This window comes from Mycolicibacter virginiensis, assembly GCF_022374935.2.
In the GTDB taxonomy this organism is placed as follows: domain Bacteria; phylum Actinomycetota; class Actinomycetes; order Mycobacteriales; family Mycobacteriaceae; genus Mycobacterium; species Mycobacterium virginiense.
In genome coordinates this window covers 3,595,904-3,617,818 of sequence record NZ_CP092430.2, presented here as the reverse complement: position 1 = coordinate 3,617,818, position 21,915 = coordinate 3,595,904, and the positions used below count along the sequence as shown (strand labels likewise).

The window sequence follows — 21,915 nt, the reverse complement described above, 5'->3', positions numbered from 1 at the left end:
TGATGGCTCAATCGACCGGGGCCGGCAGCACTATCGCGGACGCGGCCAAGCGGGAAGCCGACGCGTACCGCGGCGACAACCCGCGTCCGCTGGGGGGCTACGTGATGGTGCTGCTGGTCTACGGCGGGTTGGTCGCGGCGGTAACCGTGGCCGCCGCGGCCACCGGTCGCCGTCTGCCGCAAGGCTGGAGAACGGCAGACCTGCTGACGGTGACTCTCGGTACCCACAAACTGTCCAGAACTTTGACAAAGGACGCGGTGACCAGCCCGCTGCGCGCGCCGTTTGCCCACTACGCGGGCACCGGCGGCCCCGCAGAGGTGATGGAGGAGACCAGGCACTCGAGCGCGTTGCGTCACAGCTTGGGGGAGCTGTTGACGTGTCCTTTCTGTCTGGACATGTGGGTGGTCACCGCGTTCGCCGCCGGGCTGGTACTGGCCCCGAGGCCGACCCGGCTGGTCGCGGGTACGTTCAGCGCGCTCGCGGGCGCTGATTTCCTGCAGCTGGTCTACGCGAAAGCCCAGCAGATGGCCCAGCAGTGAGATCGGAGATTCCCGATGCCGAAGCAATCGAACACCACGGCATTGGCCGGCCACTTGACTGAAGGCCTGGAGCGCTCGAGTGCCTTGGACGGGCCGGCGCAGTTGCTCGCCGCTCGGGTGCGCCGGTTGACCGGGCAGGGCAAGCTCAAAGACCTCATCAGCGGAACCAGCCTGGGGCATCCGGCGCATCCGCCGCTGACCGATCTGGTCATCGGTGCCTTCTTGTCGGCATTACTGCTGGACGTGCTGGCTCCGCGTGCCGGTGCGGCCGCGGCCAACCGCCTGACTGCGGTCGGCATCGCCGCGTTCGCCCCGACAGCCGTCACCGGTATCAGCGACTGGGCGGACACCGAGCTGTCCGATGAAGCGTCCCGGCGGGTCGGCCTGGTGCATGCCGGGGCTAACTCGGGTGCATTGCTGATGTACGGCGCGTCGTTGGCGAACCGGCTTCGGGGCCGGCGGTTGGCTGCGACACTGCTCGGTCTCGGCGGCGCCATCACGCTGAGTTTTGGCGGCTACCTCGGTGGCCACCTGGCTTATACCCGCGGTGTAGGAGTCAACCAGACCGTCTTCGACCCCGGCCCTGACGGCTGGACTCCGGTGCTCGACAGCACCGAACTGGCTGACGGGCAACTTCATTCGGCGGATGTCGATGGCACACCGGTGCTGCTGGTTCGCTACGCCGGGCAGGTGTTGGCCATCCACGACCGCTGCGGACACCGCGGCTGTCTGTTGAGCAAGGGGGAACTCGACGGAACCGTGGTGACCTGTTCATGCCACGGCTCACGGTTCGACATGTGCGACGGGACGCTGCTGCGTGGGCCGGCCACCGGCGGTCAACCGGCGCTGCGGTGTCGCGAGGTCGGTGGTCGCATCGAAGTGCGCAGGTTAGACCCCCAATGAGCGGCATCGCCTTCAACCTGCCGCGGACGGTGACGCTGGCCGCCGACGCCGCGCTGCTGGGCTTGGCGAGCCTGCACGCCTACGTGCTGGCCACCGCAGTGCACCGTCCCGGCTATTTCGCGGCGTACTGCGCCGTGATGATCATCGGCTGTGTCGTCTCCGCCGGCACTACCTGGATCGACGCCGACGATATTGTGCCGGCCGCGGGGTGGGTGGCGGGCGGCATCCTGTGCACGACATTCCTGATCGGCTATCCCATCAGCCGAATGGTGAGCCTGCCGGGCCTGTCGGCGATGACCGGGCGATGGGATCTGGCTCCGGGAAACCTGGCGCTGGCCTGCGCGGCGGCCTTCCTCGGGCTGTATCTGACAGTGCTGTTCGGGGTCAATGTGGCGTTCGGACAGCGCAGGGGCTGGTATGACTGATGCTGCTCAACTATCCGGCCTGGCTGCGGATTGACCACTGGCTCAACGTCTTATTCCTGACCCTGCTGCTACGCAGCGGCTTCGAGATCTTGTCCACCCATCCAAAGCTGTACTGGCGCGTGGACAGCGCTCCCGGAACGGAGTGGGCCCGCTTCACCCGCAAAGTGATGCCCACCAACAAGCTCTACGACACCCTGGACGAGGAGGAGGACTATCACCCCTTGATCGCGCTGCCTGGCCATCGTGAGCTGGGCATGGGCCGCCATTGGCACTTCGCTGCGGTCATCGGCTGGATTCTGCTCGGAACGTCTTACTACATATCGCTTTTCGCGACCGGTCAGTGGCACCGGTACTGGCCCTATTCCTGGTCGATCTTCGCCGAGGCCTGGAACGATATCGTCACCTACGCCAGTTTCAATCTGCCTCCGCTGCTGCCGGGCGAACCGCTGGACGCCATTCAGAAGCTGACCTATGCCGCGGTGATCTTCGTACTGGCACCATTTCAGATCCTCACCGGGGCCGCGCAATCACCGGCGATCGAGGCACGCTTCCCGTGGTATGTGCGGCTGTTCGGCGGCCGGCAGGCTGCCCGCAGCCTGCACTTCCTCGGCCTGATTGCGTTCGTGGTGTTCATCGTGGTCCATCTGGCGATGGTCTTCTTCTGGGGTTGGGGCCGGCTGACGGCGTTGATGATCTTCGGGTCGGTTCGCAACCTGTATTTCGCGACCGCGCTGTCGTTGCTCATCATCGCGGCGATCATCGCCGTCCATGTCGCGGCGACGGTGTGGAGTCAGCGCAACCCGGCGTCGGTGCGCCGGGTTCTTGGCGCCCTGATCGCCGTGCCGCGCAAGGGCCTGCTGCGTCGCTTGGACTCGCGGCAGAACTACCCGGTGCGCATGCTGTCGACGGAGCACCGTGTCAATGGCAAACCGCCGACGGCCGAGTACTACAAGGTGATGGCGGTGCACAATTTCGTGGATTGGCGGCTGCGGGTCGGCGGGCTGGTGGAGCAACCGATGACGCTGGATCTGGCTGGGGTGCGGGCGCTGGCCGAGCCGCAGACTCAGCGGGTACTGCACAACTGCGTCCAGGGCTGGACGTCGATCGGCGAGTGGACCGGACTTCCGCTGGGAACCCTGGTGGACCTGGTGCAGCCATTGCCGCAGGCCCGCTACATCTGCTTTATGAGCATGCAGGACAACAGCACCGACGAGCCGAGCGCGGAAGGCGGGGGGCAGTTCTACGAGGTACTCGATCTCAAGCTGGCCCATAAGCCGCAGATGCTGTTGGCCTATGCGATGAACGGCCAGCCGCTGCCGATCAAGCACGGCGCGCCCCTGCGGCTGCGGGCCGAGACCCAGGTCGGTTTCAAAATGGCCAAGTGGATCAACCAGATCGAGTTCGTCGACGACTATGCCCATATCGGGAAGGGGCGCGGTGGCTGGCGCGAGGACAACGTCTTCTACGGCATGGACGGAGAGATCTGACGTGACCGCAATCGTCGATGCGCGCCCGGAACTGACCGATCTGAGTGAGATCGCCAGCGCTCGGGTGTCGGAACTGGTCACGGTGCGCGGCGGACATTGCGCGGCCTGCGGTGGAACCGATTTCACGGTGGGGCAGGCGCTGTACCTCGGCTTCTTGTTCCTTGATGAAGACGACGACGCCTACCTCGTCGCACTGACCTGCCGTGATCCCTCCTGCCGCCAGCCACGAACCGCGATTCGGCTGCGCTACAAGGAATTCCTCGGCTAGCTCCCCGGCGTGGACGCAGACTCATTCAGCGGTCAGGTCGGGACGGGCCAGATCGAATCGCTCCACCAGGTCCGCCACATCGCGTAGCTCGTCGCAGACCACCGCAAAGCGGCGCTCAGCGTCGTCGTCGAGCAGGCCACGGGTGTGGTAATACACCAGTCGGCGCAGCCGCCCGGCCATCGCGGTGCCCCACCGGATGCTCAGGTCGTAGATCTGTTCGTCGTCGACTGTGCTGCGCTGCCCCAGATCCTGAAGCGCGCGCAGCTGCTCGGTGAGCACCGCAACATCGTCGTCGATGCTGATCCTCATAGTGGCGGTTTGGTGACGCTGACCAAGACCGGCTGGCCCCGAAGGGTCAGGTATATCCGGTCGGGGCCGATCGCCATGCCGGACAGGGGGGCGGACCGGGCCGGCCCGGACGGTAGACCGGCCCGGTAGTCAAGGACACCCAGCACCGGAATGCTGGCGTGTGGATAGCCGGTGAAAGTCGCCGACTCGAAAACGGTTACGCCGGTGTCGGTGCCGGCGTACACGCGGGTGTCGTCGGAACCCAGGTAGCGGATCGGGGAGGCGACCGGCGAGCGTCCCACGACCTGCAGACCGTGCCCGCCGCGCGCGGACTCGACGGCGTAGAGGGTGTCGCCGCGCGCGTCGGCCAGATAGACCCGGCCTGCCGCCGCGCCGTCACCCGCGGCCACGAGAACTCTTGCGTCGTAATGACCGCGTTGCTCCGGCGGCGACGACGAGCCCTTGTAGTACGAAAGCCCGCCCGGCCCGTAGACGTGGTACTCGATGGTGCGCCCGCGGTTGGCGCCGTCGATAGCGCCGGTGGGGCCCGCGGTCACCCGGGCGCCGGGCAGCTTCCGCAGGCCGTACTCCTCGACCGGGGTTACCGTCGTGCCGTCGGCGGACAACGCGAGCAGCACCCGCATCCCCGAATCTTCGGCCAGCATGGTCGGCGCCGGACCGGCATCGATGTCGCCGACTTGCCGCAGGCCGGTCAACTCGACCGCTGCAACACGCGCGCGTGCGGGCTGCGGCACGAACACGGTCCGATCGTCGGCGCGGCTGATCTGAACGTTGCGTCCGGCGCCGAGTGGTTCCGACAACCGGGTGGCCGCTTCGCGGGGGCGGGCGGGGTGATCGACCGCCGCCAATCGCCCGTCGTCGGTGAGCGCGAGCAGCGCCCCGGTGGCATACGACCACACGGGGGAGTGCAGCGGCACCCGCACCGGTACCGAGACGGCTTGCGGCGCACTCTGCGAGACCGGCGCCGCGCAGCCGGCGCAGGCAAGCAAGCCGAGAGCTGTCGCCCCGAACCCGGCCCCCCAATTCATGACGGCGGAATACCCCCGCGCGTGCAGTGCTACACCGCTTCGTTTGTCCGACCGGGCAGTCGGGTATGCGGGTCGCTACCGGGGGGAGCTGACCGCAGCACAGAAAGGAGAGGTCATGTCCGGATCACTGGAAGGACGACGGGTCGCGTTTCTGGTGGCGCCAGAGGGCGTCGAACAGGTCGAGCTGACCGAACCGTGGCGCGCGGTCGCCGAAGCCGGTGCGCGTCCGACTCTGGTGTCCACCGCAGAGGGCCCGGTTCAGGCCTTCAACCATCTGGACCGTGCCGACAAATTCGACGTGGACCGGCAAGTCACAGATACCTCGGCGGATGACTTCGACGCACTGGTCCTGCCGGGCGGGGTGGCCAACCCCGACCAGCTGCGCACCGATGAACGCGCGGTGTCGTTCGTGCGGGAATTCTTCGACATCGGCAAACCGGTCGCCGTTATCTGTCATGGCCCGTGGACGCTGGTGGAGGCCGGAGTCGTTGCCGGCCGGCGGATTACGTCGTGGCCCAGCTTGCGTACCGACATCGTCAATGCGGGCGGCGATTGGGTCGACGAGGAGTTGGTGCGCTGCGACTGCGGGCCATCGATCCTGCTGTCGAGCCGCAAACCCGACGACCTCCCAGCATTCTGTGATGCGCTGGTGGACGAGTTCGCGGCACGAGGGGCGACGTTGTGATGGCAGAGCCGATGCCGGTACCAGTCGAGAACGACAACCGCCGCGCCCGACTCTGGGTCAACTGGGCCGCCGCTCTGCTGACCGCCGCCGGCGCCGCCCTGGTGATGGTGGTTGCGACGGGTGCGGTGATGAGCACCGCCGCCTGCAGCACCGCCGAGTGCCCCGACCTCGGGCCCAGCGGAGTGGTCTTCGGAATGCTCTATTACGGCGCGCCGGCCATTGCCGCAGTGACCATTCTGGCTACCTTCTTCACGGCGGGGCGCCGGCGCGGATTCCTGGTGCCGGTGGCCGGTTGGGCGCTGCTGGGGATCGATCTGCTGGCACTGGTCATCGCCTTTCGGCGCTAGCGGGCGGGCGGCTCGCCGATGGATCAGCGCCGAGCACCCGTGCTGGAAGCCCTCGCCGATTACCAACGCCAGGACCGGTACGGGTTCAGCCCGCCCGGACACCGCCGGGGACGCGGCGCCGACGAATCAGTGCTCGACGCGTTGGGCGCGGATCTGTTCCGCGCCGATGTGCTCGCTCGCGGTGGCTTGGATGACTGGGAAGCACGCGGGGAGTTCCTGACCGACGCCGAGCAGTTGATGGCCGACGCCGTCGGCGCTTCGTCGGCATTCTTCTCCACCTGTGGCAGTTCGCTTTCGGTTCGCGCCGCGATGATGGCGGTGGCCGGCGGCGCGGACGGCGGACTGCTGCTGCCCCGCGACAGCCACAAGTCCGTGGTGGGTGGACTGATCTTCTCCGGCATCCGGCCGCGCTGGATCGTCCCGCGCTGGGACGCCGAGCGGCACTTGTGTCATCCGCCGTCGCCGGAACGGGTTGCCGGTGCGTGGGAGGAGAATCCCGACGCCGCGGGCGCGCTGGTGGTCAGCCCGTCGCCGTACGGCACCTGCGCGGACCTGGCTGCTATCGCCGAGATATGTCATGACCGGGGCAAGCCGCTGATCGTCGATGAGGCCTGGGGCGCGCACCTGCCCTTCCATGAAGACCTGCCGACCTGGGCGATGGACGCCGGCGCAGACGTCTGCGTGGTCAGCGTGCACAAGATGGGAGCGGGATTCGAGCAGGGCTCGGTCTACCACATTCAGGGCGATCTCATCGACCGAGAGCGGCTGACGGCCTGCGCCGATCTGTTGATGACAACCAGTCCCAGCGTGCCGATCTACGCAGCACTGGACGGCTGGCGTCGTCAGATGGTTCACCACGGACATGAACTATTGGACGGCGCACTCGAATTGGCAGGTGACGTGCGCGGGCGCATCGATGAGATCTCTGACATCGAAGTGCTCGAGCATGCGCTGCTCGGTACACAGGCCTCCCACGATCTGGACCGGCTGCAGGTGCTGATCGACGTCTCGGGCACCGGGACGTCGGGTTATCAGGCCAGGGATTGGCTACGCGAACAACGCTGCCTCGACGTGGGATTGGCCGACCACCGGCGCATCCTGGTCACCATGTCCTTCGCCGATGACGCCGGTACGGCTGATCGGCTGCTGGACGCGCTACACGGGTGGCGCGACGCCGCAACATCTTTCCAACGACCTGCTGACATCCGTCTGCCCTCGCCGCAGGAGCTGCAACTGGAGACCGTGCAGTTGCCCCGGGATGCATTCTTTGGTCCCACCGAGATGGTCGCCGCATCGCGGGCTGCCGGACGTATCGCCGCAGAGCAGCTCACGCCGTATCCGCCAGGCGTGCCGGCAGTGGTCCCCGGTGAGCGCCTCGACGCCGCCGTCATCGAATATCTGCGGTCCGGGCTGGCAGCCGGGATGGCATTGCCCGACGCCGCGGATCCGTCATTGGAGCAGATACGCGTGGTGTCCTAGGGTCCGGCCAGGGTTTTGCCCCAACATCGTCGGGGTAGCCCATAGCCATGGCACAGACGACATTGCACAGCCCGACAGACGTGGTCGATTTCCTCACCGAGCAGCATCAGCGCATCAAAACGCTGTTCGACGAGACACTGCTGGCCGCCGGCGGCGAGCGCGACGAATCGTTCGTCCGGCTGCGCCGGCTGCTGGCCGTGCACGAGACGGCCGAAGAGGAGATCGTGCATCCGCGAGCCGCCCACGAGCTCGACAACGGTCGCGCGATGATCGACGCGCGGTTGGCCGAAGAGAAGAAGGCCAAGGAGGCCTTGGGCGAGCTGGAGAACGTCAACGTGGATTCGGAGTTTTTCACCGAAAAGCTTCGGGAACTTCGCGACGATGTCCTCGAACACGCCGGCCACGAAGAACACGACGAATTTGCCCAGCTGCGTGAGGAACTCAGCGAATCTGAACTGAAGCTGTTGGAGAGGGCGGTCAGGCTCGCCGAGGCAATCGCACCCACGAGGCCGCACGCCGGAGTCGAGGGCGCACTGGCCAACGCGTTCGTGGGGCCCTTTGCCTCCATGATGGACCGGGCCCGGGACGCGATCCTGGGGTATGACTCATGATCGGCCTCGGGTTGCTGCTGCTGATCCTGGGTCTGGTTTTCGATGTCTACGTCTTGTGGGCGATCGGGATCGTCCTACTGGTCGTCGGAGCGGTGTTCTGGCTGTTGGGGGCGGTGGGACGCCCGGTTGGCGGCAGACGTTACTGGTATTGAGCGCCTCCGCGGCCTCAGTCAGACTCGCCCGCCGGCGCCCAGCGTGCCCTGCATGTCTGCCTTCATGGCCACCAGTTGGGCGTTCCAATAGCCCCAGCTGTGTACCCCGGCGGCGTCGATGTTGAACGTCGCATTGTGACCACCCGCTCCGGCGTAGGCGTCGCGGAATGCGACGTTGCTCTGCATCACAACCTGCTCGATCACCTGGCCGGGCAGGCTGCCCTCGCCGATCTCCGACGGGGTGCCGTTGCCGCTGTAGATCCACAGTCGAGTGCCGTTGCCCGCCAGGCGCCCGGCTTGGACCGTCGGATCGTTGCGCTGCCAACCTGCGCTGCCCGAGGGACCCCACATGTCTTGGGGGTTGAACCCACCCTCGTCGTTCATCGCCATCCCGATCAACGTGGGGCCGTTGCCGCTGGAGGGGGTCAACAGTGCCGAAAGCGACGCGGCATAAGCGAATTGCTGTGGATGGTAGGCCGCTAAGATCAGTGCCGACGATCCGGACATGGAGATGCCCACCACCGCGTTTCGGGTCGATCGCACACCTTTCCCGGCAAGGAAATTCGGCAGCTCACTGGTCAGAAACGTCTCCCATTTATAGGTCTGCCCGTTGGCCGACCCATACCAGTCGGTGTAGAAGCTGGAACGCCCACCGACCGGTGCCACCACCGACATCCCGGAACCGGCGTACTCGCTGAACGCCGGCGTTTCGATGTCCCAGCCGCTGCGATCGTCGCGAGCCCGCAAGCCGTCCAACAGGTAGACGGCCGGCGCACCGCCGCCCTGGAACTCAACGGTGATGTTGTGGCCCATGCTCGGCGAGGGCACAGACAGGAATTCGGGCCCGGCGGCGCCGGCGGGCGGGGCCGATGCGCCCAGGCCGATCAATGCCGGCAGCAACGCTGCCGCCGCTGCGACCACGCTGACCCGGCGCGGCCGGTGCGTTGCGTTGTCCCACATCGTTCTCCCCTTTCGCACAGACCCGAGCGCCAAGGCCCGTCGGCCGGGTGTGCGAGAGGGGAGAGATCGACACAGGTCCCGAAGGCTTTGGATCCACCCGTCGGCATTGCGAGAATCCGCGGATGGCTGCCCTGCAGTCTGAAGACAGATATCTGACCTACTTGTCTTAACAAAGTGGGGGTCCGTTGTCCAGAGTGTTCGCCAAAGCGGTGCCGCGAAAAAAAATTCCGGGCAGGCGGTTTGAGTCGAGGGCGCGGTGGGCACCTACACCGACATGTCCGCTCGTACCAGCCTCGATTCCATTGGCTCGCTGGCGATCGCGGTATCCGCAGTCGGTACCGCGATGCTTTTGACCCCCGGCGTTCCCGCCGCGAGGGCGGCGCCGTGTCCCGACACCGAGGTGGTGTTCGCGCGCGGAACCGGTGAGCCGCCGGGAGTCGGCCCGACGGGCCAAGCGTTCCTCAATGCGCTCAACGCCCGCTTGGGAACAAGCCCAGCCGTCTACGCGGTCAACTATCCGGCCAACGACCACTGGGACACCGGCGTCGACGGCATTCGGGACGCGGGTGCTCACGTGGTCTCCCGAGCGACCAGCTGTCCCAGAACCAAGATGGTGCTGGGCGGTTACTCCCAGGGCGCGGCCGTGATGGGTTTCGTCACCTCGGCCCAAGTTCCTGACGGGGTCGACCCGGCGACAGTGCCCAAACCACTGGACCCCGACGTCGCCGATCACGTCGCCGCGGTCGTGTTGTTCGCCATGCCCAACGAACGGGCGATGAACTTCCTCAAAGAACCCACGATCGTGATCGGGCCCCTGTATCAGGCGAAGACCCTGCAGGTGTGCGCCGTCGAGGACGCGGTGTGCTCCGACGGCATGAACTTCGCGGCGCACGACAGCTACGCCGGCGACGACGCAACGATGGTCCAACAAGGGGCCGACTTCGCCGCCCGCCAGCTGGTCCAGGGCCGCGTGGGATAGCGCACTGACCAGCCGCCGACATCGCCGACGACGCTGGCGGCGCGAGCAGATCCGGGTCTCCGATCCTGACCAAGTCCGGCGCTCGATCCGTGGCACCGCCATCGGCAACTTCATGGAGTGGTACGACTTTGGCGTCTACGGTTACCTCGCCACCACCATCGCGCGGGTGTTCTATCCCGGCACCGGCGCCAGCAGTCTGATCGGTGCCTTCGGCACACTGGCCGCGGCGTTCGCGGTGCGCCCGATCGGCGGATTGGTCTTCGGCCCACTCGGCGATCGGATCGGACGTAAGCGGGTGCTGGTCACCACCCTGCTGATGATGACGCTCGGCACCACCGCCACCGGGCTGCTGCCGAGCTACAGCACTATCGGGGTCGCCGCGCCTATCTTGCTCGTGGCCACGCGCATGGTGCAGGGCTTCTCCGCCGGCGGTGAATACGTCGGGGCGATGGTCTACGTCGGTGAACAGGCCCCGGACAACAAGCGCGGCATGATGGCCGGCTTTCTGCCGCTGAGTTCGCAGGCCGGCTACGTCGTCGCGGGCCTGCTGGTCACCGTCCTGCAAAGTCTGCTCACTGACGCGGAAATGCTCAGTTGGGGGTGGCGAATTCCGTTGTTGCTCAGCGCTCCGTTGGGGCTGGCCGCCCTCTACCTGCGGTTGCGCCTCGAGGAATCGCCGGCCTATGAAGCAGAAAACTCCGAAGACTCCGCAATGCGGCAACTGCGACGTACCGCCAGACAATGGCAGCCCCTGCTGCTGTGCATCGCATTGGTTTTGACCTACAACGTCACCGACTATTTGCTCACCGGCTATCTGCCTACGTACCTTCAGACGACCGCGCAGATTCCACACGCTGGCGGGCTTCTGGTGATCGTGCTGACGCTGTTGGTGCTGATGGCCACCGTGGTCCTGGTAGCGCGGTTGTCCGATCGCATTGGAGTCAAACCCGTGCTGTGGACGGGATGCGCTATGTTGCTGGCTCTTTCGATTCCGGCCTTCGATCTGATCCGCTCCGCCCACAACTATCCGACGGCATTCGCCGGCGTTCTGCTGATCGGGCTGATGCTGCTGTGTTTCGATGCGACGTTGCCGGCGACACTGCCCGCCCTGTTTCCCACCCCGGTGCGCTACGGGGCGCTGGCCATCGGCTTCAACGTGTCGGTGTCGGCGTTCGGCGGCACCACACCGCTGATGGCCGAAGCGCTGGTCTCAAGCACCGGCAATCCGATGGCCCCGGCCTACCTACTGGTCGTAGCCGGGGCCATCGGTGCGCTCGCGCTGGTCTTCACCCCCGAAGTCGCTGGACGGCGGTTACCCGGCTCGGGGCCGGCGGTGGAGAGTGAAGCACGGGCCCGCGAACTCGCCGGGGGGCGTGAGGGCTAGCGGACGTGCCGGAATCCCTGCACGCCGGCGAGCGCGTCGGCCACCGACGGCGTCGTCGGCACAGCGTTGCCCGGGTCGCAGATTCGCAACAAACGCGCTACCGCGACGCCGGGCACCGTCGTGCAGTAGACCATGGCTTCGGCGCATCGGTCGGTGATGGCCTTCAGGGCTGAAAAGCCAGCGGTACCAATGAATTCCAGATCATTGAGGTCAAGTACCAACCACTCGCAGTAGCCCGCGCAGCGTTGCACGTAGTCGGCCAGCTGACCGGCGTTGGAGGCGTCGAGTTCACCGCCCACGCTGATCACTGCTCCGGAGCGACCCCATCGGGTGACGGAACGGGCGGTGCGGCTCGCCCAAGTATCGGACGGGGGAAGGGAAGGTATGCGGTTGGCCGGGAACACCGATCCGGCGGTTCTCAAAGCGGGCATTGAATTACTCCATCAGTCGAAACTCGTACTGTGGATCGCGTCGATGCGAGTTACACCTTCACGGATGAGATGCAGGGAGTGGGCCTCCCTGGCTAGCGTGGTTGACGCGTCTTTCCGGGTGGCTGTGAACTCAACCTGCCAACGAACCTACGCCGATCTTCGGCACACTGCAACGATTCGGTAACGGTACTTTTTCGCCTGTCCCCCAAAGCCCTTGCAGCAAACCGCTTCGGGTACCTTTTCCACGTTTAGACGCCGGTGTCGCGGGTAACAACCGGTTATGGCATTTCCGCAGACCACCCAGCGTTCGCTGCTCGTCTGGCATGTGCACGGCTCGTGGATGGATTCCTTCGTCGCCGGCGAACACCGCTACCTCATTCCGGTCAACGCTCCGCATGATCCCGACGGTCGCGGCTTGTGCGGTCGCGACTGGCCGCGCGCGCAAGAAGTGCCGCTGGCCGAACTGCGCGAACAAGAGATCGACCTGGTGGTAGTGCAGCGACCACACGAGCTGGAGCTCACCGCGCGCCTGCTGGGCCGCCGGCCCGGAATTGATATCCCCGCGGTCTACGTCGAACACAACACTCCGCGGCCGTTCGTGGTGGAGAGTCTGCACCCGATCGCGGACCGCGACGACATCCCGCTGATTCACGTCACCGCGTTCAACCAGCTGATGTGGGACAACGGCCGGGCCCCGACGATGGTGATCGACCACGGTATCGCCGATCCCGGCCATCTCTACACCGGCGACATCGCGGCCGCCGGTGCCCTGATCAACGAACCGCTGCGGCGGTGGCGCACCGTCGGTGCGGACCTGCTGGGCGCATTGGGGCAAGCCGCTCCGGTCGACGTCTGGGGGATCGGTACCGAAGACCTCAATGATCCGGTGCATCGGTGCACGGGTGTTGTCGGCCACGGCGATCTACGCGCTGATCAGCTGATGAAGGAACTGGCGCACCGCCGGGTCTATCTGCACACCGCGCGCTGGACGTCGTTGGGCCTGTCGCTGCTGGAAGCCATGTTCTTGGGAATGCCGGTGGTGGCGGTGGCCTCCACGATGGCACCGATGGTGGTGCCCCCCGAGGCGGGCGTCGTCAGCGCGGACCTCGAGACCTTGCGGACCGCACTCAGCGGGCTGGTCGCCGACCGCTATCTGGCCGAGGTGGTCGGCAAGGCGGCCCGCAACTACGCCACTGAACACTTCGGGCTCGACCGATTCCTGCGTCGGTGGGACCAGGTCATCGAGGCGCAATGCAACGCCGGGAGTAGCGGGGGAGTACTGCCGTGAAGATCGCAATGATTTCCGAACATGCCAGCCCGCTGGCCACCCTGGGCGGAGCCGACGCCGGCGGCCAGAACGTCCACGTCGCCGAGCTGTCGGCGGCACTGGCCCGCCGCGGCCACGATGTGGACGTCTACACCCGCCGCGACAACGCCGACCTGCCCGAGCGGGTGCGCACCGACCAGGGCTACACGGTGGTTCACGTGCCGGTGGGGCCACCGCGCCAGGTGCCCAAAGATGAACTGCTGCAATACATGGTCGCCTTCGGTCGGTACCTGGATGCGCAGTGGGACCGCGAGCGGCCCGACATCGCGCACGCGCATTTCTGGATGTCCGGGATCGCCGCGCAGCTGGCTGCCAAACGCCGCCGGGTGCCCACGGTTCAGACGTTTCATGCGTTGGGCGTGGTCAAGCAGCGGCACCAGGGGCACCGCGACACCAGCCCCGCCGAACGGCTGCGGCTCGAGACCCGTGTCGCGGAAGAGGCGACGTGGGTGACCGCCGGCTGCAGTGATGAGGTTTTCGAGCTGATGCGCCTCGGCCGAGACCGGTTGCGAATCTCGGTGGTGCCATGCGGTGTCGATGTGCAGCAGTTCTCCCCGCGTGGTCCGACCGCAGAACACTCGGGGCGGCGGCGCATCGTTGCAGTCGGCCGGTTCGTCCCCCGGAAGGGATTCGACACGGTGATAGAGGCGTTGACCACGGTGCCCAGTGCGGAGCTGGTGATCGCCGGCGGACCCCCGCGGGCCGAACTCGATACCGTTCCGGAAGCCTGCCGGCTGCTCAAACTGGCTGCCGATCTCGGTGTGGCCGAACGGGTGTCGCTCTGCGGCTCCGTTGCCCGCGCCGATATGCCGGCGTTGCTGCGGTCTGCCGACGTCGTCGCATGTACGCCTTGGTACGAGCCGTTCGGCATGGTGCCGCTGGAGGCGATGGCGTGCGGGGTGCCGGTGGTGGCGTCGGCGGTCGGGGGCATGCTCGATACGGTCGTCCACGACTTGACGGGCCTGCTGATACCGCCGAAGGACCCGCGCGCCTGTGCGAATGCCATCAACGCCATCCTGCGGGATCGCCGCACCGCGTCGGGCTTCGGCAAGGCCGGGCGAGAACGGGCCCGTTCGCGGTATTCCTGGGATCGGATCGCCACCGACACGCTGCGGGTGTACGACCGGCTGCTTCCGGCGGCGGCGCCGGGACGCATCACTGCCCGGGCATCGGGTTCGCGATAAGCGCCCTGCGTCCGTGTAACGCCTGAGCGTTACCTGGCAAGCCCTTCGGTTCCGGCGCAGATTGTGGTCCGCGACGTCGAAGTGGTTGCTGCGGCTGAGTGATCGGAGGAGCATGGTTGCATCTAGCGGGGAACCTGGGCGGAGCGACGGCATGGCGGTGACGAGCCGCAACGACATGATGCGCGACGTAGCGGAACTGGTTCAGACGTTGAATCAGCGTTCGCGCGTCGAATCCGAGGGCGCGCTCGATGAGTTGTTGGTGAACCTGCTCGGGCACATGTCCTGCGCCGAGCACGCCGGAGTTACGCTGACGACGTCTGCTGGCGATGTGCAAACCCTTTCTGCGACAGACAGATACCCGGCTGTACTTGATGATATTCAGCGCCAGCACCGGGAGGGCCCGTGCCTGGCTGCGGCGTGGAAGCATCACGTGGTTCGCCTGGACGACATCTGCGCCGAGGAACGGTGGCCGTCCTATTGCCAGGAGGTCGCGGCCACGACGCCGATCCGGTCCATCCTGGCCTTCGAACTGTTCACCGGTGAGGGCAGCACCGGCGCCCTGAACTTCTACTCCCAGACCCCCAACGCTTTCGACGACGACTCGGTGGAGTTGGGTTTGATCCTCGCCACCCACGCCGCATTGGCCTGGCACATGGTTCGCCGTGACGAACAGTTCCGTAGTGCGCTGGCATCCCGCGACGTCATCGGTCAGGCCAAGGGCATGCTCATGGAGCGGTACGGCATCGATGCGTTGCAGGCCTTCGAGCTGCTCAAGCGACTCTCGCAGACCTCCAATATCGCGTTGGCCGAGGTGGCGCAACAGGTGGTGAATCATCGATGAGCCCGTCGGCGGCGGCTGCGCGCGCGGAGCTGGCACGGCTGCGGGCCCAAGAGCTGCAGCTGCGTCGGGCCGAATTGGCGGCCGGGATCAAGGTCAGCGCTAGCAATGTGGGAGTTGCCCGTCGCCACGCCGACGAATCGCGGGAGCGAGCCGAGCGGGCGCACCGAGACGCCGCCGCCCGACACAGAGATGCGGTCTCGGCGCACCTGAAGGCCGCCGCCGCCCACGAGCAGGCGGCTTTGTTTGCCGGTAACGGCGACGGCGAGGCTCATCTGGACGCCGCCGAAATACATCGCGCCGCGGCGCACACCCATGAGATTGCCGCGGTCGGTCAGGACCTGCGCGGCTGACCGCTCAGGTCTGCACCTCCATCAGCAGCAGCGCCCCGTTCACCCCGCCTTCCGTAGGCGCCTGGAATCCGGCACATGTCACCCGGACTTTTGTCGAGCGGCCACGGCGGTTGATGGCCTCGACGTGCGCCTCGCCCGGATTGTCCGGATCGACGAACGCGTGGCCGATCAACGGACGGACGTTGTCCATCGGGAGCCCGATATCGAGGCCGGTCAGTACCGAACCTACGGTCTCGTCAGATCGCAGGCCCCACAGTTCTTCGCAGCCCCTGTTCCACACCACCACCCGCATCTCCCGGTCCACCACCACCATGCCCAGATGCACCGAATTAACCAGTGAATTAAGGAAGTTACGTGCGTCGTCCAATTCGATGCTGCGTTCTCGAAGCGTGTCGTTGATGGTGTGCAACTCATCGTTGGTCGATTGCAACTCCTCGTTCATGGTTTCGAGCTCTTCGTTGGTGGACTGTAATTCCTCGTTCGTGGTTTCCAGCTCTTCAACCGTCGACTGCAGCTCTTCATTGGTGGTTTCGAGCTCTTCGTTGGTGGACTGCAACTCCTCGTAGGCTGCCTCGAGTTGGCGGTTGGTCGCGACCACCTTGTCGACCAATGCCCGGGTTGCGGTCACGTCGAAGAACACGATCGAGACGCCCAGCAGGCCGTTCTCGGCGTCCACCAAAGGGTTGATATGGATCTCGAACCAGATGGTCTCGGTGCCGGGGCGCTGCCAGCTGACGTCCTGGACCCGGGCCGAACGCCGGTCCACCTTGGCCTGTTCCAGATAGGCGCGTAGCTCCACCGGGCGATAGGAAACTTCCAGGTCACGCAGCAGGCGCCCGATATCGCGGGCGGACAGCCCGAACATCGTCTCGGCCTGCTGGTTGATCATCGCAACGGTGTCCTCGCCGGTCACCACGATCTGCGCCACCGGGCTCGCCCGAAATGCCATCTCCCGGACCGTCACCAGGCCGGGAAGGTCACCGTGGCGCGCATACATCGATGCCGCCGGGTCGTAGCGCTCCAGGCCGCTGTGCGATCCGGGTGCCTTGCGGAAGATCCGATGCTTCAGGCTCAGGGGGCTGAAACGATCGCTGTGGCTCAACAGCATCTCGGCGTGGCCGAGAAAGAGGGTTCCCTGCGATGACAATGCAAAATGCAAGCGGCCCAACACATTGCGTTGCGTCTCGGCGTTCATGTACATCAGGGTGTTGCGGCACACCAACAGGTCCACCCGCGAGATCGGCGCGTCCCGGACGAGATCGTTGCGGCCGAAGATCACCCCGCGGCGCAAGTCTTTGTGAAAGACATACCGTCCGTTGACCTGTTCGAAGTAGCGGTCCAGATACGCCGGCGGCACCGATTCGAGGGCCTTGGCGTCGTAGGTGGCCGCCCGGGCCTCGCTCAGGGCGTCTTCGTCGACGTCGGTGGCGTAGATCTTCACCCGCTGCCGGAATTCGTCGGTGCCGAGCGCCTCGGCCAGCAGAATCGCCAGCGTGTAGGCCTCCTGGCCGGAGGCGCAACCGGCGCTCCAGACCCGGATCGGGTCATCGGGGGCCCGCTCGGCCACGATCCGCGGGATGATGTCGGAGCTGATGTACTCCCAGGTGTCGGGGTCTCGGAAGAACGCCGTCACATTGATCAAGATGGTGTTGAACAGCGCCGAGAACTCGTCGGAACTCGCCTGCAGGACGTCGAGATACTGTTCGAAGGTGTCGTATCCGGTCTGGCTCATCCGGTGGCGTACCCGGCGCATCAGCGAAGCGCGTTTGTAGCCGGTGAAGTCGAAGCCCCGGGAGTCCCGCAGATATCGCAACAGGGTTTCGAACGCCTCGTCCGGCGCTTCGGTCTGCCCGTCCATCTCACCCCGTCCGCTCGGAGAAATCCCGCGAACGCAAACACTACTCGCGGGAAGGCCCGGGTCAGCGAAGGTCAAAGCCGGTCCTCCTGGCCGAGTACCGCCCACACCGTCTTGCCGCTCGGAGTGGGGCTGCTTCCCCAGGCGCGACACAGCGCACCGAGCACCGCCAGGCCCGAGGACCACTCGGGGCCGCCGCCGACGCCTTCGCGGAGCATCGCCGGGCTGGCATTGGTGTCCCGGACCGCGATGGTGATTGTGGAGTCGGCGCATTCCAGCAAGAGCACCAGCGGACTGTCGGTGTGGCACAGCACGTTCTCCACCAACACATCGACGACCACTTTCGCCGTCGGGATCAGCGGATCCTGCGACCAATTGGTCAGCCACTCCGCCACGAAGTCGCGGGAACCGCGCAGACTGCTCAGCGAATGTGAAAGGGCGATACGAGCTCGGCGTCGTGGATGCGGGCCATGCGCCAGCGAGGCCACCGCGGACTCGACATCGGCGTGCACCGCGACGTAGCGGGTCACGCCGGTGCTGGAGATCCGGGCGGCCACGTTCGGTTGCGGACAGATCAGCAGGATAGGGATATCGGGCCACGTGCTGACATGCCAACGGGCGCTGGTGAACACCGACCATGCCGAGGGCGCCGGGACATCGAGCCGACTGACGTCGACCAGCACGGCGGGGGGTTCGTCGAGCGCCGCCTTGATCACGCTGTCGCGCAGCTCGAGATAGGTGCTGCTGTCCAATGTCCCGGTAGCGGTCAACAGACAGATATCTGCGACGGTGGTCATCGTCACCGTCAGTTGGCTCGGTGCGCTACTCAGGGCCGTCCTCCTGCGCACCGTAGACGGCGGCCAACCGCCGGCCGAGTACCGAGGTGGCATGTTCGGCCTCGCGGGCCAGTACCTCGTAGTGGTTGCTCAGGATGCCGGGGCGGACCTGATCGGCGAGCCGGCGCGACAGTTTGGCCTTCTCCTGCAAGCTGCGAACCGCTACCCACAGCGCGCTCTCGACCTCACTGTCGCGGGCCCGCAGCAGCGCGTCGCCGGTCCAGGCATGCCCTACGTGGCAGCGATAGTTTCCGTCGCTCACCGTGATCAACGCACCGTTGCAGTCGGGGCAGATGTAGCCGGACGGCGGTCCGAGTTCCTCGGTGTCGAAATCGGTCGCGAAAGGCCGGGCCATCGCGATGCGGTTTTCCAGCTCCATTCGGGTATCGGGCTCCATCTCGGTTTCCTCAAACTCTCGATCGGCCAGCTTCTCCAGCAGGTCGCCGATCGCCGCCGCCGGCGCCTGATGGTCGACCACGCCGGCGTTGATCGCGTTGTTCGGCATGGCCGGGAACATCGCGTCGCTGGGGGATTGGGCGATCGTCGCTCCACCGCGCGATCGGATGGCGGCCAACCCCGCCACCCCGTCGTCCAGTACCCCGGACAGCAGCACGCCGATAGCGCGCCGGCCATGGGCCAGCGCGATCGACCGAAACAGCGCGTTGATGGCGGGTCGGTGCCCGTTCTCGGTGGGACCTTCCGACAGCGCCGTCCGCCCGTCGTCGGCCAGGAGGTGGTAACCCGGCGCGGCGACATATATCTTGCCGTGCTCCATCGGGGTTCCCACGGGCGCGGTCTCTGCCGTCAGCGGACCGGCCCGGTCCAGAATGCGGGCCAGCACACTGGGCGCTCCTGGTGGAATGTGTAGTACTACCAGAACGGCGCAGGGCAACGTTTTTGGCAACGTTGCGGCGAAGCTCTTCAGCGCCTCCACGCCGCCGGCGGACGCCCCCACGCCGACGACGTTGAGGGGGCCGGGTTTCCCTGCCATCGCGCTCACCACCTTCAGGTGGCTACCCACTCCGACTGCGCAGGCAACCTCAGTGTGCGGTGTTATTCAGCGTAGTCTTCGCGCGTTGCTCAGGTAACGGTCAACAGAGTGTGGTCCAGCTCGGAGAGCACCTCTGACGGCAGCTTGCCGGTGAACGCAGCCAGGAAGCGGGCTGCCAGGTCGCGCACCTTGACGTTGGTCTCCTGCGAGCGCCACACCAGGATGTCGAACGCGCGCTCGGCGGAGATGCCGTAGGCGACCATCAGGACGCCCTTGGCCTGCTCGATTACCGCACGTGACTCGGCCACCTCGGAGACGGCAGCGCTGACGTCGGCCTGCAACACGTCGGTGACGTCGACGTAGAAGCCGGCCGTGCCGGTCACGGTGCCGTCGTCGTCGAGCATGCGATCCCCGACCACGATCACCCAGTGCTCCTGCCCGCCGGTGTCGATGATCCGGTGCCGACTGCTGAATGGCTCGCCCTGTACAACCCGCTCCAGCACCGCGGCCACCTGGGGACGGTCCTCGGGATGTTTGTGCTGCAGCAGCAACTCGGTGCTGGGTGTCACCGTGCCCGGTTCGTAGCCGTGCATGCGGGCGACCGTGTCCGACCACTCCCAGCGCTGCTCGCCAAGCCAGTAATGGAACCGGCCGACCCGCTGCGGCTCGCCGTGGCCGACTACCAGGTCGAGATCACTGCGGACCTCGGCGTCGTCGCCCGTTGGCGTCGCGAACGACGCGTTGACATCCCCGACCACCGCATACCCGCCTTCTCGTACCCAACAGTATGAGCTGATTCCCCACGGCCGGCGGGCGAACCGCAGCCTGGAATCGCAGGAATGAGCGCACGGACGATCCAGGCTGGCGCTGCCTCCTGAACGCCCGAGCGACGTAACTATCCACAATTTCCAGACGCTGCGCAACTACCACGGGGTTTCCCCGTCGGCCGCGCCGGGTACGCGTTGCGACAGGTGAGTTCCAGCAAAGTGGACCGCCGCTGAATATCGACTCGATGGAAGGAGTCAGAAGTGAAGCTCTCCAAGACTGCAGCCAAGACGGCCGCTGGCGCGGCTGGAATCGCCGCGCTGAGTGTTCTCTCCGCGACCACCGCCATGGCCGAGCCGGCGATCCAACCGTTCGGCACGCCCGAACAGCTCAACGACGGGGCGATGGCAACGTCGTACACGGTCAGCAACCTGGGGCCGGCCAACGTCACCATCCCGGGTTACCAGCCCCGCGGCAAGCTGTATCAAGCCGACGTGACCGCGCGTGCCGACCGCGGAACGGTGACCCCGGTCGTCTCGGACTTCAACGCCAGGGCGGCCAACAGTGACACCTACCGCGTGATCAACACGGTGCCGACGCCCGGCGGCATCAATCCCGGGCCGATCGGCCAGGGGGCTGCCGCCAACGGCAAGATCTACTTCGACGTCACCGGCCCGCCGCCGGACGGAGTGGTCTACAACGACGGCGTGCAGGACGTGCTGATCTGGACCAGCAAGGCCTGACGCCGAGCCGAGATGGGCCCGATCGGGGGGTCGGGCCCATCCGGGTGTAGTTGCCATGCGAGCGCTGAGGCGGGTCCTGATCACCGGCGGTGCCGGATTCCTCGGCAGCCGACTCTGTGCCCGGCTGCTCGCTGACGGCACCCAGCGGATCTGGTGCGTCGATGACCTGTCCACCAGTTCTGCGACCAATCTTTCAGCGGTACAGCGTCTTCGCGGGGTGGACTTCGTGGAGCACGACATCGCGCAGGGGTTTGCCGACCCTGGCTGGTTCGGGCCGCTGGACGCGGTGTTCCATCTGGCTTCGCCCGCCTCGCCGCCGGACTATCTGCGATTGCCGATAGCGACACTGCGCGCCGGCGGCCAGGGCACCGCAGTCGCACTCGGTATCGCCGAGGCCTGCCGGGCCCGGTTCGTACTGGCCTCTACCAGTGAGGTCTACGGCGATCCGCTCGTTCACCCGCAGCCCGAAAGTTACTGGGGAAACGTCAATCCTATCGGGTTACGTAGCGTCTACGACGAAGCCAAGCGGTTCGCCGAGGCGCTGACTTTCGCCTACCGCCGAGCGCGCAATGCCGACGTCGGGGTGGCCCGGATCTTCAACAGCTACGGCCCGGGAATGCGTCCCGATGATGGCCGGATGGTACCGACCTTCTGCGGTCAGGCCCTGCGGGGCGAGCCGATCACGGTCGCCGGCACCGGTCGCCAGACCCGTTCGCTGTGCTACGTCGATGACACCATCGACGGGCTGATCGCGCTGGCCGCGCGCGATGTCACCGGCCCGATCAACATCGGCAGCCCGGCCGAGTTCACCGTTCTGCAGGTCGCCGAACTGATCCGTGAGCGGTCGGGGAGTCAATCGCCGATCCGGTATGTCGCCGCCGCCGAAGATGACCCGCGCCGGCGCTGCCCGGACATCCGGCGTGCCCGCGAATTCCTGGACTGGGAGCCAAAGGTCAACGTCCCCGACGGGCTTGAGGCCACGATCGCCTGGTTCCGAAGCCAGATCGACTTCACCGCAACGGTTTAGCGAATCCGC

At 66.3% G+C, this 21,915-nt stretch carries 26 protein-coding genes; 18 read left to right on the top strand and 8 right to left on the bottom strand.

The genetic code is table 11. From position 1 onward, the window contains the following. The first annotated feature begins 2 nt into the window (after window positions 1-2). From MJO54_RS17635 to MJO54_RS17615, 5 genes are read left to right on the top strand one after another with little or no spacing between them, the layout of a single operon-like run. The gene (locus MJO54_RS17635) at window positions 3-539 is read left to right on the top strand and encodes a DUF1360 domain-containing protein (RefSeq protein WP_064890909.1); all 537 of its coding nucleotides are present in this window, start codon (window positions 3-5) and stop codon (window positions 537-539) included. A 15-nt stretch (window positions 540-554) separates the two neighbouring features. Then, window positions 555-1,442 carry a Rieske (2Fe-2S) protein gene (locus MJO54_RS17630; RefSeq protein ID WP_105295112.1) on the top strand — a complete coding sequence of 296 codons (888 nt, stop codon included), beginning with the start codon at window positions 555-557 and terminating at the stop codon, window positions 1,440-1,442. Next, window positions 1,439-1,867, top strand: coding sequence for an oxidoreductase (locus MJO54_RS17625; protein WP_105295111.1), 429 nt, complete (start codon window positions 1,439-1,441; stop codon window positions 1,865-1,867). The genes MJO54_RS17630 and MJO54_RS17625 overlap by 4 nt, the downstream gene beginning before the upstream one ends. Further along, window positions 1,864-3,354 carry a molybdopterin-dependent oxidoreductase gene (locus tag MJO54_RS17620; RefSeq protein ID WP_105295110.1) on the top strand — a complete coding sequence of 497 codons (1,491 nt, stop codon included), beginning with the start codon at window positions 1,864-1,866 and terminating at the stop codon, window positions 3,352-3,354. Before MJO54_RS17625 ends, MJO54_RS17620 begins: the two co-directional genes overlap by 4 nt. Before the next feature lies 1 nt (window position 3,355). Continuing rightward, window positions 3,356-3,622, top strand: coding sequence for a hypothetical protein (locus tag MJO54_RS17615; RefSeq protein ID WP_046282907.1), 267 nt, complete (start codon window positions 3,356-3,358; stop codon window positions 3,620-3,622). Between the two features lie 21 nt (window positions 3,623-3,643). Here the strand turns inward: MJO54_RS17615 and MJO54_RS17610 are convergent, their stop codons facing one another. Both MJO54_RS17610 and MJO54_RS17605 read right to left on the bottom strand, forming a co-directional pair. Continuing rightward, complete coding sequence (locus MJO54_RS17610) at window positions 3,644-3,931, bottom strand: hypothetical protein (RefSeq protein ID WP_046282908.1); 288 nt, start codon at window positions 3,929-3,931, stop codon at window positions 3,644-3,646. After that, window positions 3,928-4,959, bottom strand: coding sequence for a hypothetical protein (locus MJO54_RS17605; protein ID WP_046282909.1), 1,032 nt, complete (start codon window positions 4,957-4,959; stop codon window positions 3,928-3,930). Before MJO54_RS17605 ends, MJO54_RS17610 begins: the two co-directional genes overlap by 4 nt. 115 nt (window positions 4,960-5,074) lie before the next feature. Here MJO54_RS17605 and MJO54_RS17600 point away from each other — a divergent pair, with 115 nt between their 5' ends. The 5 genes from MJO54_RS17600 to MJO54_RS17580 are packed head-to-tail and all read left to right on the top strand — an operon-like array spanning window position 5,075 to window position 8,233. Continuing rightward, window positions 5,075-5,644 (top strand): type 1 glutamine amidotransferase domain-containing protein, encoded by a 570-nt coding sequence (locus MJO54_RS17600; RefSeq protein ID WP_105295109.1) that lies wholly within the window; start codon window positions 5,075-5,077, stop codon window positions 5,642-5,644. Between the two features lie 11 nt (window positions 5,645-5,655). Further along, on the top strand, window positions 5,656-5,991 hold the full coding sequence (locus tag MJO54_RS17595) for a hypothetical protein (RefSeq protein ID WP_234821529.1): 336 nt from the start codon (window positions 5,656-5,658) through the stop codon (window positions 5,989-5,991). A gap of 18 nt (window positions 5,992-6,009) precedes the next feature. Then, window positions 6,010-7,470, top strand: coding sequence for an aminotransferase class I/II-fold pyridoxal phosphate-dependent enzyme (locus MJO54_RS17590; RefSeq protein ID WP_105295107.1), 1,461 nt, complete (start codon window positions 6,010-6,012; stop codon window positions 7,468-7,470). A 47-nt stretch (window positions 7,471-7,517) separates the two neighbouring features. Then, window positions 7,518-8,081 carry a hemerythrin domain-containing protein gene (locus tag MJO54_RS17585; RefSeq protein ID WP_046282913.1) on the top strand — a complete coding sequence of 188 codons (564 nt, stop codon included), beginning with the start codon at window positions 7,518-7,520 and terminating at the stop codon, window positions 8,079-8,081. Further along, window positions 8,078-8,233: a hypothetical protein gene (locus MJO54_RS17580; protein WP_165604587.1), complete on the top strand. Its 156-nt coding sequence runs from the start codon at window positions 8,078-8,080 to the stop codon at window positions 8,231-8,233. Before MJO54_RS17585 ends, MJO54_RS17580 begins: the two co-directional genes overlap by 4 nt. Before the next feature lie 18 nt (window positions 8,234-8,251). Here the strand turns inward: MJO54_RS17580 and MJO54_RS17575 are convergent, their stop codons facing one another. After that, window positions 8,252-9,193: an esterase family protein gene (locus tag MJO54_RS17575; RefSeq protein ID WP_105295106.1), complete on the bottom strand. Its 942-nt coding sequence runs from the start codon at window positions 9,191-9,193 to the stop codon at window positions 8,252-8,254. 274 nt (window positions 9,194-9,467) lie between these two features. On the opposite strand from MJO54_RS17575, the gene MJO54_RS17570 reads away from it, so the two are divergent. Together MJO54_RS17570 and MJO54_RS17565 are read left to right on the top strand one after the other, a co-directional pair. After that, complete coding sequence (locus MJO54_RS17570) at window positions 9,468-10,172, top strand: cutinase family protein (RefSeq protein ID WP_105295123.1); 705 nt, start codon at window positions 9,468-9,470, stop codon at window positions 10,170-10,172. Between the two features lie 85 nt (window positions 10,173-10,257). Then, window positions 10,258-11,556 (top strand): MFS transporter, encoded by a 1,299-nt coding sequence (locus tag MJO54_RS17565; protein ID WP_259602901.1) that lies wholly within the window; start codon window positions 10,258-10,260, stop codon window positions 11,554-11,556. Here the strand turns inward: MJO54_RS17565 and MJO54_RS17560 are convergent. Next, window positions 11,553-11,987: an STAS domain-containing protein gene (locus tag MJO54_RS17560; protein ID WP_205843431.1), complete on the bottom strand. Its 435-nt coding sequence runs from the start codon at window positions 11,985-11,987 to the stop codon at window positions 11,553-11,555. The genes MJO54_RS17565 and MJO54_RS17560 overlap by 4 nt on opposite strands. 280 nt (window positions 11,988-12,267) lie before the next feature. Here MJO54_RS17560 and MJO54_RS17555 point away from each other — a divergent pair, with 280 nt between their 5' ends. From MJO54_RS17555 to MJO54_RS17540, 4 genes are all read left to right on the top strand, one after another. Next, complete coding sequence (locus MJO54_RS17555; protein WP_105295103.1) at window positions 12,268-13,275, top strand: glycosyltransferase; 1,008 nt, start codon at window positions 12,268-12,270, stop codon at window positions 13,273-13,275. Beyond that, a complete protein-coding gene (locus tag MJO54_RS17550) occupies window positions 13,272-14,498 on the top strand; it encodes a glycosyltransferase (protein WP_240175248.1) in 1,227 nt (408 codons plus the stop codon). The genes MJO54_RS17555 and MJO54_RS17550 overlap by 4 nt, the downstream gene beginning before the upstream one ends. A 151-nt stretch (window positions 14,499-14,649) precedes the next feature. Beyond that, window positions 14,650-15,339: a GAF and ANTAR domain-containing protein gene (locus MJO54_RS17545; RefSeq protein ID WP_105295101.1), complete on the top strand. Its 690-nt coding sequence runs from the start codon at window positions 14,650-14,652 to the stop codon at window positions 15,337-15,339. After that, a complete protein-coding gene (locus tag MJO54_RS17540; RefSeq protein ID WP_105295100.1) occupies window positions 15,336-15,689 on the top strand; it encodes a hypothetical protein in 354 nt (117 codons plus the stop codon). Before MJO54_RS17545 ends, MJO54_RS17540 begins: the two co-directional genes overlap by 4 nt. A gap of 4 nt (window positions 15,690-15,693) precedes the next feature. Here the strand turns inward: MJO54_RS17540 and MJO54_RS17535 are convergent, their stop codons facing one another. From MJO54_RS17535 to MJO54_RS17520, 4 genes are all read right to left on the bottom strand, one after another. Beyond that, window positions 15,694-17,547: a CheR family methyltransferase gene (locus MJO54_RS17535; RefSeq protein WP_105295099.1), complete on the bottom strand. Its 1,854-nt coding sequence runs from the start codon at window positions 17,545-17,547 to the stop codon at window positions 15,694-15,696. 71 nt (window positions 17,548-17,618) lie between these two features. Then, on the bottom strand, window positions 17,619-18,341 hold the full coding sequence (locus MJO54_RS17530) for an STAS domain-containing protein (protein ID WP_064890828.1): 723 nt from the start codon (window positions 18,339-18,341) through the stop codon (window positions 17,619-17,621). Window positions 18,342-18,366: 25 nt separating this feature from the next. Continuing rightward, window positions 18,367-19,371: a chemotaxis protein CheB gene (locus MJO54_RS17525; protein ID WP_105295122.1), complete on the bottom strand. Its 1,005-nt coding sequence runs from the start codon at window positions 19,369-19,371 to the stop codon at window positions 18,367-18,369. A gap of 89 nt (window positions 19,372-19,460) precedes the next feature. Further along, window positions 19,461-20,129, bottom strand: a complete 669-nt coding sequence (locus MJO54_RS17520; protein WP_105295098.1) for a PAS and ANTAR domain-containing protein — start codon at window positions 20,127-20,129, stop codon at window positions 19,461-19,463. Window positions 20,130-20,399: 270 nt separating this feature from the next. On the opposite strand from MJO54_RS17520, the gene MJO54_RS17515 reads away from it, so the two are divergent. Both MJO54_RS17515 and MJO54_RS17510 read left to right on the top strand, forming a co-directional pair. Then, the gene (locus MJO54_RS17515) at window positions 20,400-20,879 is read left to right on the top strand and encodes an MPT63 family protein (protein WP_105295097.1); all 480 of its coding nucleotides are present in this window, start codon (window positions 20,400-20,402) and stop codon (window positions 20,877-20,879) included. A gap of 55 nt (window positions 20,880-20,934) precedes the next feature. Continuing rightward, on the top strand, window positions 20,935-21,906 hold the full coding sequence (locus MJO54_RS17510; RefSeq protein WP_240175247.1) for an NAD-dependent epimerase/dehydratase family protein: 972 nt from the start codon (window positions 20,935-20,937) through the stop codon (window positions 21,904-21,906). Window positions 21,907-21,915 lie beyond the last annotated feature (9 nt).